This window comes from Flavobacterium psychrophilum (assembly GCA_001708385.1).
In the GTDB taxonomy this organism is placed as follows: Bacteria; Bacteroidota; Bacteroidia; order Flavobacteriales; family Flavobacteriaceae; genus Flavobacterium; species Flavobacterium psychrophilum_A.
In genome coordinates this window covers 581,780-595,880 of sequence record CP012388.1, presented here as the reverse complement: position 1 = coordinate 595,880, position 14,101 = coordinate 581,780, and the positions used below count along the sequence as shown (strand labels likewise).

General features: G+C 36.1%; 13 protein-coding genes. 9 read left to right on the top strand and 4 right to left on the bottom strand.

What is annotated here, in order from left to right; genetic code table 11:
- Positions 1–2 precede the first annotated feature (2 nt).
- The 7 genes from ALW18_02565 to ALW18_02535 all read left to right on the top strand — a co-directional run bounded on the left by ALW18_02565 (position 3) and on the right by ALW18_02535 (position 5,647).
- Positions 3–392, top strand: a complete 390-nt coding sequence (locus ALW18_02565) for a hypothetical protein (protein AOE51499.1) — start codon at positions 3–5, stop codon at positions 390–392.
- A gap of 275 nt (positions 393–667) precedes the next feature.
- The gene (locus ALW18_02560) at positions 668–1,300 is read left to right on the top strand and encodes a hypothetical protein (GenBank protein ID AOE51498.1); all 633 of its coding nucleotides are present in this window, start codon (positions 668–670) and stop codon (positions 1,298–1,300) included.
- 152 nt (positions 1,301–1,452) lie between these two features.
- Positions 1,453–2,544 carry an amine oxidase gene (locus ALW18_02555; protein ID AOE54283.1) on the top strand — a complete coding sequence of 364 codons (1,092 nt, stop codon included), beginning with the start codon at positions 1,453–1,455 and terminating at the stop codon, positions 2,542–2,544.
- On the top strand, positions 2,541–3,680 hold the full coding sequence (locus ALW18_02550; GenBank protein AOE51497.1) for a UDP-galactopyranose mutase: 1,140 nt from the start codon (positions 2,541–2,543) through the stop codon (positions 3,678–3,680). Before ALW18_02555 ends, ALW18_02550 begins: the two co-directional genes overlap by 4 nt.
- Positions 3,677–4,843: a hypothetical protein gene (locus ALW18_02545; protein ID AOE51496.1), complete on the top strand. Its 1,167-nt coding sequence runs from the start codon at positions 3,677–3,679 to the stop codon at positions 4,841–4,843. Before ALW18_02550 ends, ALW18_02545 begins: the two co-directional genes overlap by 4 nt.
- 194 nt (positions 4,844–5,037) lie before the next feature.
- Positions 5,038–5,250, top strand: coding sequence for a hypothetical protein (locus ALW18_02540; GenBank protein AOE51495.1), 213 nt, complete (start codon positions 5,038–5,040; stop codon positions 5,248–5,250).
- A gap of 94 nt (positions 5,251–5,344) precedes the next feature.
- The gene (locus ALW18_02535; GenBank protein AOE51494.1) at positions 5,345–5,647 is read left to right on the top strand and encodes a hypothetical protein; all 303 of its coding nucleotides are present in this window, start codon (positions 5,345–5,347) and stop codon (positions 5,645–5,647) included.
- Positions 5,648–5,717: 70 nt separating this feature from the next.
- On the opposite strand, the gene ALW18_02530 is transcribed toward ALW18_02535, so the two are convergent.
- Positions 5,718–8,585 carry an alpha-xylosidase gene (locus ALW18_02530; GenBank protein AOE51493.1) on the bottom strand — a complete coding sequence of 956 codons (2,868 nt, stop codon included), beginning with the start codon at positions 8,583–8,585 and terminating at the stop codon, positions 5,718–5,720.
- A gap of 490 nt (positions 8,586–9,075) precedes the next feature.
- The gene (locus ALW18_02525) at positions 9,076–9,642 is read right to left on the bottom strand and encodes a hypothetical protein (protein ID AOE51492.1); all 567 of its coding nucleotides are present in this window, start codon (positions 9,640–9,642) and stop codon (positions 9,076–9,078) included.
- A gap of 108 nt (positions 9,643–9,750) precedes the next feature.
- Between ALW18_02525 and ALW18_02520 the strand changes: the two genes are divergently transcribed.
- On the top strand, positions 9,751–10,755 hold the full coding sequence (locus ALW18_02520) for a hypothetical protein (protein ID AOE51491.1): 1,005 nt from the start codon (positions 9,751–9,753) through the stop codon (positions 10,753–10,755).
- Positions 10,756–10,873: 118 nt separating this feature from the next.
- A complete protein-coding gene (locus ALW18_02515; GenBank protein ID AOE54282.1) occupies positions 10,874–11,221 on the top strand; it encodes a ketosteroid isomerase in 348 nt (115 codons plus the stop codon).
- A gap of 772 nt (positions 11,222–11,993) precedes the next feature.
- Here ALW18_02515 and ALW18_02510 read toward each other — a convergent pair.
- Positions 11,994–12,638 (bottom strand): hypothetical protein, encoded by a 645-nt coding sequence (locus ALW18_02510; protein AOE51490.1) that lies wholly within the window; start codon positions 12,636–12,638, stop codon positions 11,994–11,996.
- A gap of 690 nt (positions 12,639–13,328) precedes the next feature.
- Positions 13,329–13,658, bottom strand: coding sequence for a hypothetical protein (locus ALW18_02505; GenBank protein AOE51489.1), 330 nt, complete (start codon positions 13,656–13,658; stop codon positions 13,329–13,331).
- Positions 13,659–14,101: the final 443 nt, after the last annotated feature.

The window sequence follows — 14,101 nt, the reverse complement described above, 5'->3', positions numbered from 1 at the left end:
GGATGGAAGAACGCACATATAACGATAAAGATTTTCAACAGATTATAGGTAATCTTTTGCGATACGGAGTTTGGATATCACTATTTTTTGCTGCTTTAGGTGGTATAATTTACCTTATTCATCACGGGGGTGACATAGAAGATTATTCTAATTTTACAGAAAATGACAGGAATCTATTTTCTGTAGCTGAATCTGTAATTAAAGGTGCTTTGGAAGGAAGAGGCGAGTCGGTTATTTTCTTTGGAGTAATTTTGTTATTCTTAACACCTGTGTTTAGGATTATATTATCCCTTATATCTTTTATCTTAGAAAAAGATTATCTCTATGCAGTAATCACGATGATTGTAATTTTAATAATTATAACAAGCATTACTTTTGGTTTTTCGCATTAGTAATTTGTAATCCTGTTATTAAATTTTAGCAATTGTTTAATTTCAAATTTAGTAAATACGCTGCCATAGAAAGTTAGTGGTCGCGTAAAGCACTTCTATTTGTATAGCCGTGTAAGGGGTTTTTCGTTGTCTTGTGTTTCTTATTTATGTGTTATTGTTTCCTGTAATTCAACAAGTTGTAATGTTTTCTTAAATAGGTTTTATTTGTGACAACATTGGCAGTAACTACTTTGGTTATCATGACTTTTACATGAAAACTAAGTAATTATACATTTATGAAAACCACACCTAACAGTTCGAAATCAACTACTGCAAAAAAAACAACTACTGCGGGAGCGGCAGCTAAAAAAACAACATCATCCGGTAAAGTAAAAGCAAAATCAAATGCCGCGGAAGGTCTTCGCGAATTATTTGTTGATAGCCTGAAAGATATTTACTGGGCTGAAAAAGCACTGGCGAAATCTTTACCTAAAATGGCTAAAAATGCTACTACTGAAGCTTTGGTACAGGCTATTGAAGAGCACACCGATGTTACGCTGCAACAAGTACAGCGTCTTGAAAGAGTATTTGAATTGCTAAATGAAAAAGCAGTTGCTAAAAAATGCGAGGCAATGGACGGTTTAATTAAAGAAGGCCAGGAAATAATGGAAAGCACCGAGCAGGGGCCTGTTCGTGATGCAGGTATTATTGCGGCTTCTCAAAAAATTGAACATTACGAAATTGCTACATATGGCACATTAGTAGCTTTTGCCAAAACCCTTGGCGAAGACGAAGCAGCCGGCATACTAGCGGAAACCCTTGCCGAAGAAAAAGAGGCAGATATTACGCTTACCGAGGCAGCATACAACACAATCAATTTTGATGCGGCAGGCGAAGACGCAGAAGATCAGATTGAAGAAGCTGAATAAATCTACTTACGCATAACAAATCTGCTAAATAGCGTATTAAGCACCTCCATACAGGAGGTGTTTTTTGATGCTTCTATTGCTGGCGGCCTAAAATAACTCCTAATATTTTTATCATGTATAATCCATCATTAGAAAATGCTGTAAGCAGTCCATTGGCTTCAGATAACGTAAATAACAATAATGAATATGGTCTTGTGGTGTTTTGTCATCTTCGCTGGGATTTTGTATATCAGCGCCCACAACATATTATTAGCAGGCTTTCAAAAAATTTAAAAATACTTTTAATAGAAGAGCCGTGGCACCGTCCGGAAGAGCAGGGTAGCAGGCTTACTATTGAATCGGAAAATTTACATGTTTTACAACCTAATGTAATGTCGATTGCTGAAATAGCAACTGTGCTTCCACAATATACTGGTGGCCAGATAAACCTCGGATGGTTTTACTCTGCATCGTTCATCCCATTATTAGACTATTTTACTTTTGATACCCTGGTATACGACTGCATGGATGAACTATCGCTTTTTAAAGGCGCATCACAGCAACTTGTAGAACAGGAGCGAACGCTAATGAGTAGGGCAGACGTTGTGTTTACCGGAGGTAAATCGCTATATGAATCAAAGGCAGGGATGCATAATAATGTATACTGTTTTCCAAGTTCGGTTGACCGACACCATTTTGCAAAAGCACTTAACGGACTTGCTCTGCCCGAGGACATAACTTCTATAAATACACCTATCGTTGGATATTTTGGCGTTATAGATGAACGTGTTGACCTGCAATTGATATATGAAACTGCCATACTGCTGCCTGAGGTTAAGTTTGTAATGATCGGACCACTTGCAAAAATTGGTGAAGCCGATCTTCCGCGTGCAAACAACATTCACTACCTTGGAATAAAAGATTATAAAGAACTGCCGGGATATCTTAAAGCTTTTAGTATTGCTATGATGCCTTTCGCACTTAACGATGCTACAAAATATATCAGCCCTACTAAAACACTTGAATATATGGCTGCGGGAAAGCCCATTATTTCTACAGCAATACATGACGTGGTACGTGATTATAGTACTGTGGTTAAAATTATAGATTCTGCAACAGATTTTGCTACTGCTATAGAAGACTTTCTGTTCATGGCGCCTACAATAGGTGTTACTATAGATTATGATACCATACTCGAAAAAACATCCTGGGATGCTACGGTAGACGCTATGACTGCTATAATTATTAAAACACAAACGGTATGAAAGCAGATATAGTAATTATAGGTGCAGGTATTTCCGGGGCGGTTTTAGCGCAAAAGTATGCTGCTATTGGTAAAAAGGTTTTAATCATTGAAAAGCGCAATCATATTGCAGGTAACTGTTATGATTATATTGATGACAACGGCATTTTGGTTTCTAAATATGGCGCGCACCTTTTTCATACCAACGATCAGCAGGTTTGGAATTATGTAAATAAATTTTGCCAGTGGTATCCATGGGAACATAAGGTTATTGCTGATGTTGAAGGCAAATTAGTCCCTATCCCTGTAAATATTACAACTGTAAATAACTTGTTTGATACCGCTATTGCATCAGAAGCTGAAATGGCAGTCTGGCTGGATAAAAACAGGGAGTTTATTGCATCGCCTAAAAATGGTAAAGAAGCTGCTTTAAATAAAGTTGGAGCAGTGTTGTACGAAAAAATGTTTCGCCATTATACAAAAAAACAATGGGATAAATATCCTGAAGAATTAGATGCTTCTGTTCTCGATCGAATACCGGTGCGTACTAATTATGATGACCGTTATTTTTCGGATACGTTTCAGGCATTACCCGAAGGCGGATATACAAAACTCTTTGAAGCTATACTGAACCATCCTAATATCGAAATACTTCTTGATACTGATTTCTTTGATATCAGGGATGACGTTTCAGGTTATGAAAAGCTCTTTTATACGGGGCCTATAGATCGCTTTTTTGAGTTTAAACATAGCCTTGAAGATAAGTTGGAGTACCGTTCTATTAATTTTGTTAGTGAAACCATTGATACCGAATATTTCCAGCAAAACTCTGTTGTAAATTATCCGGGTAATGAGGTAGAATTTACCAGGATTATAGAATACAAGCATTTCGGTAATCAACAGTCATCGAAAACTACTGTGGTAAAAGAATTTACAACAGATGAAGGAGACCCTTATTATCCTGTACCTAACGATAAAAACCAGCTGATCTATGAGAAATACAGAAAAGATGCGGAAGCACTAACAGATGTTTATTTTGTAGGCAGGTTGGCAAACTATAAGTATTTTAATATGGATCAGGCTTTTAAAAATGCCTTAGATCTGTTTAGCCAGCTCGAGGCTAGTCCTGAACTATCTAAAACAGATAATGTATTATGAGTATTTTCAAGTCTTTCTTTATGGGTGGCTATGAATGCGCTGACCATATTAACCGTTCCGGTAATCGTATAAACCTTTTAAGAGAAACCCAGCATGATGTGCGTGTCCGCGATGATTATAATGATTTGTTGACTCTAGGTATTGAGGTAGTAAGGGAAGGTATCTGTTGGAGTGCCGTTGAAGTGTCCCCTAAACAGTTTGATTTTTCGGAGGTTAAAAATAGGATAGTGGTTGCCGAAGAATTGGGTATCCAGATTATATGGGATTTGTGCCATTTTGGGTATCCTGACGGAATTTATCCTACTCATCCTCATTTTTGTGATCGATTCGTGGCCATGTGCGAAGCATTTGCAATTTTTTATAAAGGAGTTACAAGTCAGAAGCTTTTTGTTGTTCCTATTAATGAGATTAGCTTTTTATCCTGGCATTCGGGAGATGTAAGGGGAACTGTACCTTTTGCCGTTAACAGCGGCTGGGACATCAAATATCACTTGTGTAAGGCGGCTATAAAAGGCATTGAAGTACTAAAACGAATTATACCTGATTGCAGAATTATTTTGGTAGAGCCTCTTATAAAAATTCACCCGGGTTATGAAATCGACAGTGAGCATATAGATAACCTTAATGTTCACCAGTTTCAGGCGATGGATATTGTCAGTGGTCGTATGTGTCCTGAGTTAGGTGGTAGCGAAGAAAATCTTGATATTCTTGGGTTTAATTACTATTGGAACAGCCAGTGGGACCACGGTATCGGGCCGTTACTATGGCCGGAAATAGAGGTAAAGAGGACAGGCATTGCAGCTCTTTTGGAGATGGCCTATTTGCGTTACAAACGGCCACTCTTCTTATCTGAAACCGGGCATTTTGGTGAAGGGCGTGCCTTATGGATGGAAGAGGTTACTGCCGAATGCAAAAAAACGTTGGAAAAGGGCATACCATTACTGGGTGCTTGTGTTTATCCCGTTATAGACAGGCCGGATTGGGATGATATGGAACGATATCATGATTGTGGTATCTGGGATCTTAATGATACGAAAGAGAGGGTAGCGCATCTCGATGTTGTAGTGGCCATATTGAGGGGGCGGGAGGTTATCAATAGTAAAATGGCGGAACTGAGCCAGATTCAGCCGATAACTTACATTAGAGCAACCGAATTTATATAAGATAATTATCTCATAAATAATTAGAAGTCGGCTTTTACTTTTGGGATAAAATTGGCAACATTCTGAAATTTAAAAGTGAAATTTAATTAGAAGTTTAAATATAGACTAGTTGTTTTAATTACATTCCATTTGTTGTTAGGCCCTCTTAGTAGACTAACAATTTAAAATGCATAAATAATTTAATACTAATCAACATGAAAAAAGTTCAGTCAATACTATTAAAATCTATGATGTGTTGTTTGTTGATACTTTCAGTATCATGTAGGGATACATCCGGTCAGAAGAGCGGTACAACCGCGGGTGAAGATGCTAATGGAGATACCAGAGGATCTGAAAGTCCCGGGGATAATGAGGGGTCAGGGAGTAATCCTGGAGCGACTCCGTCTAAGGAGAATAATGATCAGTAAGAGAGCAAACCAAAAAACGTAATTAAATAAAACCCGGAATATTTTTATGGAATCATCCAGTATTTGTGTAGTTAAAATTATCGGTGAAAACTATATGAATTCGTCGCCGATAAATCATAAGGAGCTTATGTGTGAGGTCGATATTGCAGTAGAAAACCGTAGTTACGAAATAGTGCACCTAGATGACTACAATAAATTTTCTATCGTAAATATAGATCAGGATACACAATTTGCCACCTATATTCAATTTGATTTTCCATCTAAATTAACAGACTCAGGAGAAATTGAAGAAACGATTAAGTTGCAGACTGCGAGTGCCTGCTGTCTTGAGATTGTTGAATCGACAGAACGATACAGGCTGATTCAGTTTGAAAAATTTGACATTAGCTTTAAGTAGCATAAGATGTCTGTATAAAAAAAGCTCTAAATCTATGATTTAGAGCTTTTTTTTGTGGTTTATCTTGTAATTACTTTAATGTAATTGTCTGCCTACGACCGTCATAAGTTACACTTTGACCTTTTGCATCGTAATTAAACGCTTTAGGTTTGTCTTTACTTACAGTCACTATTTCAAACGTACGACTCTTCAACATTCCTTCAAATTGGCCTTTTCTTTCGTCAATAGTTAATGTTCCATTGGCATCATTATAAGTGAAAGCTATATTAGAATATTTGCCCGACTCATAATTGTAGTTATTGTCTTCATCTTCGTATAGTGTGAAGCTGCCATCTTTTCCTTTGTACACGTATAACACAATTTTGTCTGCTGGTTTTTCACCTGTATATTGTATTTCAGGTCCAACAGGAATGATAGATCCTTCTCTGATATAAAGGGGTATACGTTCATACGGAGCATCAACATTTATCTGTTTACCACCTGTTATATAATTTCCGGTATAAAAATCATACCAGTTAGAGTCAGCAGGGAAGTATACATTTCGGTTACGTGCCTCATAGCTATACACAGGGCATACCATAAATGCAGGTCCAAACATAAACTGGTCACTTATATTTTCCACTTTTTTATCAGTTGGGAAATCCATAAATAACGGACGCATAATTGTATAGTCGTTAAAATACGTCATACCCGCCATTGTGTATATGTACGGCATAAGCCTGTATCTAAGGTTGGTATAGTACACAATCGACTTATAAGCAGGATGTCCTTCTGGAGCAATATTCCATGGCTCACGGAAAGGAAACTGCCCGTGTGCCCTGTACAATGGAGCAAAAGCACCAAACTGGAACCAGCGTGCGTTTAGTTCTCTCCATTCTTTATAATCTTTATTTTCTTTTCCATCTTTGTCGTATTGCTGTTGTCCGCTTACGTATCTGTCTTCTACGCAAAAGCCACCAATATCCATTGTCCAATAAGGGATACCGCTAACAGCAAAATTTAAACCTGCAGAAATTTGGGCTTTCATATCCTCCCAACGTGTTGCGATATCACCACTCCAGGTTGCGGTAGAATAGCGTTGTAAACCGGCAAATCCTGAACGTGTTAATAAAAATACCCTTTTATTAGGAGCAACACTGCGTTGTCCGTTATAAATAGCTTCAGCATTCATTAATGCATAGGTATTGAAAAATTCTGTAGACGATCCCAATGCTGTAGGGCCGCATAATGCTTTACGGTAATCCATATCAGTACAGTCAAGTACATTAGGTTCACTGGCATCCATCCACCATGCATCAATTCCTAAAGGATATAAATTATCATAGATTTGTTTCCAAAATAATTTACGTGCACCACCGGAATAGGCATCGTAAAAAGAGCCAACGTAACCCGGGCCAACCCAGTCGCGAACGCTATCTTTAATTGCCTGTTGGTACATCCAGCCTTTTCTGTCGAACTCTTTAAAATGTTCTGTTGTTTTATAGAATTTTGGCCAAACAGATATCATCATTTTTCCATTCATAGCATGGATAGAATCTACCATACCTTTTGGATCCGGAAAACGTTTTTTGTCAAATTCATGACTTCCCCAGGCATCTTCTTCCCAGTAATTCCAGTCAAGAACAATGTTGTCAATCGGAATTTTACGCTTTCTAAACTCTTTTAAATTAGAAAGAATTTCACCCTGTGTTTTATATCGTTCGCGGCTCTGCCAGTATCCCATAGCCCATTTCGGCATAATCTGAGATTTTCCTGTTAGAGTACGATAACCTTTAATAACCTCGTCTGTAGTACTACCATAAACAAAATAGTAATCCAGTTTTTTATTCATTTCACTCCACCAAACCTGATTGTTTTTCTCATCCGCCTGCTGTGGTGTTAGAGCTCGTAATCCGCAGTATGATGTTGCACCGTCCGGCTGCCATTCAACACGTAGAGGTACACGTTTTCCTGCTTCCAGCGGAAGAGTAAATTTGTAGCTGTTAGGATTCCATGCTGTTCTCCAGCGCTCCTGCACAACCAGTACGTTATTTAAATAGACTTTTACATAACCTGCGTAGTAAAGGGTAAATTTATAATTACCACTTTCCGGTGCCTCAATTTCTCCTTCGTAAGTTACATTAGCGTTTTTAAGAGGGAAATTTTTAGGAAGGTTTTTTATACTTTTTATATCTTCAAAAAAGATAGATTCTTCCTTACGAACAAGAGTTTCCACACCCTTATCTTCAGAAGTGTATGTTCCTGTTAAAGAACCCGGATTTCCTTTTTTATCATAAAGTTTAAAAACACTATTTAGTTGTTTGTACGGACGACTGTCGCCAAAACGGCTCAACGAGTAACTGTCCCATAGCAAACCATAATTTTTATTTGATACTATAAACGGTACAGATACTTTAGTGTTATACTGAAATAATTCTTCGCTCTTACCTTTATAATTGAATTCATCTGCCTGATGCTGTCCTAATCCATGAAAGGCTTCATCTGGAGGAGAGTTGAAAATCTGACGTACAGAAAAACCTTTTGTGCCTTCAACCTCGATAGGGGTAAATGTCTTTCCACCGCCGGTCTTTTCAGTTAAAATAACCTTTCCGTTTTTGTCCTTAAAATTTACACCACCATCATTTTGCGAAACTAATACCTTTAACCTATTAGTAACTATTGCTACAGAATCTTTATGGCTGGTGTCTACGGTAAAAGGAACTCCTTTTATTCCAGGTATAATAATAAGTGTAGAATCCTTTGGAAACTCCTTCTCCGGTGTAGCAGAAACGCGTATAAGTTCGTCACCTAGTACCTGTAATCGTACTTTACGGGTTTCTGTATTATTTTTTTTCTTGACATTTACAACAACACCATTATCTATCATCTGGTATTGTTTAGTGGAGCACGCTGTTAGTAACATTCCCGCAATTAGGAGGTGTATTTTTTTTCGTATCATCAAATAATGCGTTATTTTTTCGTACTGGTTAGATTAATTTAATAAAACTTGCCGCAATTTACAAATTCAAATACAATAAGGTCAATTTGACCATAAGTTTATTTTAAAATATTTTAAATTTCGCATGTCTAATAGCTTTGAATTAAACTTTTAAAGCCAGATTAAAAATTATGCGGTGTTTAATTATTCAATTAAATTTGATTTCAAGATACATAATACTAGAAATGTACAAACCAGCAGTAAATCTCAATAATTTTCGAGTTTCCTCTAAATCTATAGATTATAAATAAAAATAGCTCCAAATTTTTCAATTTGGAGCTATTTGCTTGTGACCCCGAGCGGACAAATTCCAAACCATTTTATGCATGATTTGAAGAAATTGGCTTATTATCTGTAGGATAAATTTTAGAAAACACTAAAAAAGCGATTTGGATGTCCGGTTGAAGATTGACATGAAATTTGTGTTTTGTTTTGATAGCGTTCAACTTTTTTACTTTTCCACAATTGTGATCAGCTTTACCATCATCTCGATTACTTTTTCCTTAGTAAGAGGGATTACATTATTAACAATGGTGTATCCTTCTACAAAAGGGATAAGAAAACTTACGATTTCTTCAGGTTTACTGCAAAATGCAGAGACTAAATCTATCATCCATAAGCAATAGGTTTTGTAGTAGGTTTCCACAGCATTTTGCAATTCCTTATTTCTGGATGCTAAAGTCCATATTTCCTGAAACATCAAAGTTTGATGACTGGATCTTCCGTCAATCAATAACATACTCAAAACCTTTTCCAGAAAAACCTTTTTATCAGGTGTGCTGTCAGCTGCCAGAAGTTTAACAGCCTGCGTCAGTTCTTTCTTGCAGCTATCAAAGTAAAATTCCACTGTGGCAATCAAGAGAAGATCTTTATCTTTATAGTAGTATTGCAGATTACTTAAAGACAAATTCCCATTTTTCGCTACTTTCCTCATAGAGAGATTTTCCGCACCTTCCTTTATTAGTAACTCTATTGTTGTCGATAAGATCTGATTTAATCGCTCTTCTTTTTTGTCCATACTGTAAAATTAAATAAAAAATATTAAAAACATTTTTTTAGATTAGGTCGTTTGACCTATATTTGTACTAGGTCGTTTGACCTAAATATAATTTTTAAATATTATAATATGCAATTACAAGAAAAAAGAATTCTAATTGTTGGCGGTTACGGGCAGGTAGGAGCCAACATTGCACGTTTGATAAGAGACGCTGACGAGACTGTCAAACTTATTCTTGCAGGTAGAAATCCCCAAAAAGGAGAGTTGCTGGCTAAAGAATTAGACCACGCTGAAACAGCCTATATCAATTTGGAAGAAGGTTTCAATTTAGCTCAATTTCCAGAAATTGACCTTATAATATCAGCTTTGGATGATCACAGCAATATTTTAAGGGAAACAGGTATTTTAAATAGTATTGCCTGTATTACGGTAAGCGAATTGGCTGATCAGATTTCTACTACAGCATTTCTCAGCCTTCATAAAACAATTTCTGCTCCTATAGTTTTCGCAGGGCATTGGCAGGCAGGACTGTTGACGTTAGTTGTAAAGCAGATGGCTTCTGGATTCAGCAGAATCACTCATATAGAAACTGCCGGACTATACGATCAAAAAGATCCGGTAGGACCATTGGTTGAGGAAGAAGTCAGCGGTTTTGTAGGTAAGGCACTGATGCGCCATGATGGAAATTGGCTGTATGCGGATTCAAAAAATAATGCAAGATCAATTAAACTTTATGGTGAATCATCGGCTATTGGCCATCCAATAAGTACGCTGGATGTTCCGAGTATAGCCGCTTTTACAGGTGCCAGAAATATTCGGTTTGATTTCATTATTGGGGAATCAATAGGCAGCAGTAAAGGTTTGACAGCATCACACGATCTGTATATTGAGATAGAAGGGACCTCATCATCCGGAGAACACAAGAAAGTCAGGACCATTGTGTCCGGTCCAAAAGGGAATTCTCACCTGACGGCGGTCGGCGTCTATCTGATCGCAGAGAGGGTTCTTGGACTTAACGGACAAACTGCGCAGGAAATAGGAGGTCTTTACCTTCCTGAAACCATAGTCTCCTCGGATAATATTATAAACCGTTTGGCAGCATTTGGAATTCAAACTATTGAAGAATATGTCTAATTTCCTTACCATTTTACTGCAATTCAAGATGAAAAAATCATTAATAATTATCGCACTATTTATTGTCACATCTAATGTTAGTGCCCAAACAAAAAATAATCATTTAAAACAGATAAAAATGACAAATACAGCAATACTGCACAAAGCCAATGAATTTGTGAAAAATGGCGATAATGAAAGTTTTTTAGCTTACTGTACTCCCAATACCAAATGGGTTTTCGTTGGCGAACGTATTCTTAATGGGAAAGAAGAAGTCCGTGCTTATATGAAAGAGTTCTACTTGGAGCCACCGGTGTTCAGTGTGGAAAAGGCAATCGAAGAAGACAATTTTGTTATGGTGACGGGGGAAATCCGATTAAGAAATAAGGCCGGAAAATATGAATATTTTGATTATTGTGATATCTGGCGATTCGAAGATGGGAAGATAGCAGAGCTCAAAGCATTTGTCATCGAGAAAAAGCCTTGAATATAAGGTGCTTAGATAAAAACCTGATCGTTTTTAAAAATAAAAGTGGCGCCAATTGAAAACAATTGGCGCCACTTGGCTGTGTGACCCCGAGCGGACAAATTCCAAACCATTTTATGCATGATTTGAAGAAATTAGCCTATTATCTGTAGGACAAAATTTTAGAAAACACTTAAAAAAGCGGTTTGGATGTCCGGTTGAGGATTGGATCAAAAATAGGTAATTAAATGTCGAAGTAACATTTTAGATTTAAAATTTGTATAATTGAGTCAGGCAATTGTGACTTTCCAATGCAGAAAGTCACACCCTTGATTTTGAAGGTGTTTTAAATCTCTAAGGTACAAGGGAGGTACAAGTTTTACAAGTAATTTAAGATGGTTTCCTATTTATTATAATTAACGAAAAATTAACATTTTTTAACATTTAGACTTCGATCAGGTTTCTCACCGGGAATCAATACTCGTTAAAAGGCCATTAATCTGACGTTTATTATAAGAGTAAATATGTTTTACTTGTTAATCCTTAAACAGTTTTATTATATCCGAATTAGATAGTTCATTAAATGTCGATTACAAAACAGTTTATTCTTAAAAAGTTTTGAATTCTAAAGCAACATTTTGCGGAATCGAAGTTATAAATATGTTGATAAAAATCAGAATGATTAATCCTGGGATGACCGTGTTTAAATCATTTTGTAATTGGTCACCTAAACTAGAGTACTCGAAAATCTTGGATCTTTACAAACAAATGCGACAAAACCTACCATAGCCATTTATAACCTAAATTTATTATTATACTTTTTAATAATTTTATCCTGAAATTGTCTTAATTTCTCAACTAGTTTCTGATTTTCGAAAATTCTGCCATCAATATCCCTTTGTACGTTTATTGCCCTATCCACAATTGCTAAAAGGCATAATTGAACATCTTTATTATCTAAAGGATTTAATTTATCAGTTTTGGACATATTTGAAACACTCCATGTGTTGGTTTTCGTGTTAAACACTGTATGGGTGGGGTTTAGGCTTGGTCTTTCCCATATCCACTTCTCCTTAAATACATATTCTCCTTCCTTAATTTTATCTAACCATTGAGCATCAATACGTTCAGTATTCGTGATAGAATGCAGTTCGACTTCCGGTAAATTTTCCGGATCTACTAACCCATTATGAAAATCTTCCAAATCTAAAGGAGGTTGAACGTAATGGTGATGCATTATAACATCGTATGTTCTGGATATTGAGTCGTTTTCGGGGTTTTCATATCCTGCGATTATCGCCAGATGTTGACCATCTATCTCTAAGCTTTCCGAGCCGATATATCGGAAATTTTTAATTATAAGTTTTTCTAAACGTGGAACTGGCATACGGACATTTTTTTCTGTTCCAACGGAATTCTGAGGAGCTACTGTTGCCATTAGGTCATTAATAAGTTAAATATTAAAGGTAAAAATTATAAACATGTAAAACATACCTATTTACGTAATTTTTATACTATAAGTTTAATTGAATAATTGCCTATTAAAATTGCCTACTAAGCCTCTCAATGTAGAGTCGGATGAAATTACACTAATGAGATAGATGGCTGATTATTTGCGTTTTATTTTGATAGTAGAGCTTTAGGTGCTTATTTACGTTACTGAATATCCTCATAGATAAATTCGCTACACATGAACTGTAAATAAAAAATCTCCGCATTGAGCGGAGATTAGCCTAAACAAATCTAATAATTAGTTTATAATACTATAAATACAATAACCTTCAGTACGAATGAGTATTAGGACTATATTATTTTCACAAAATTAGTGTGAATTTAAGATGAAAAGGGTACCAGGCTGATATAGCTAGTTAGTAGGCGAAATTTATTAGAATTGAGAGGATAATTGTACTAAAAAAACAAACCCCCTCCAACGGAGAGGGTGTATAAGGGTGCGCTGCCTTACGAGCTAATTGCATATAAAATGTGTTCCCCCCAAAGGACTATCATTTTATTTTTACCTTACACAACAAAAATACTAACGATCTAAAAAACAACAGGTATCACACTACTACTTACCCAAAATATTATAAAAAAAAATCTAATGAGGTTGTTTGCTTATGATAGACGACTATTGGAATGCTGCTAACATTGAACTTAAAGCAACCCTTATTAACAAAAAATCATTATCAATATAATTTTGATCCAGATTTATTACCGAATGATGAACCGATGCCAGTTCACTTTCTACATACACAAGGTAGTTACGATACTTATTGAACTTGTTTTCATCTCTAAAATCAATTGGCGTCAGTTCTCTTAAACTATTATACAATGTATCGTAGAAAAGGATGACATTTTCTGTCAGCTGCTCATCTTTTAATTTCATAATGCCGGCTAAAATTTTTTTTTCGAGCAGTTCGGCATTTGTATTGTTATCGTCCATGAAACTAGCATCCATATATATTTATTTTACCGGTTCAAAAATAGTGCTGTAGGTGTGTGATTACATCTGTATATTGAAAAGGTATAGCAGTTCCATATAACAGGAGAGGTTCGTGTAATTCGCTCAATTGCATGTTTACCATATAACTATGGGGTAGTAAAAACAAGTATATCCATTACAAGAACCATCTGGTTGACTTTTTACGACTCTCATTATTGATAATGCTGTTCATAAGTGTGGCAGAGATAAATAATATATTTGCCATACATGTAACTAAAAACAAAATACTTATATATTGTGGGTTGGGTAGGTGATCATTAGTATCAATTAGAAAACTGATCATTTTTTCATAGCTTAGCAATTCAACGCTACGATATAGACATACAAAGTTGCTTGCAATTAGCAATACAATTAATAAATGGCGCACTTTCATAATTCAAATATTTAATCGTTAATTC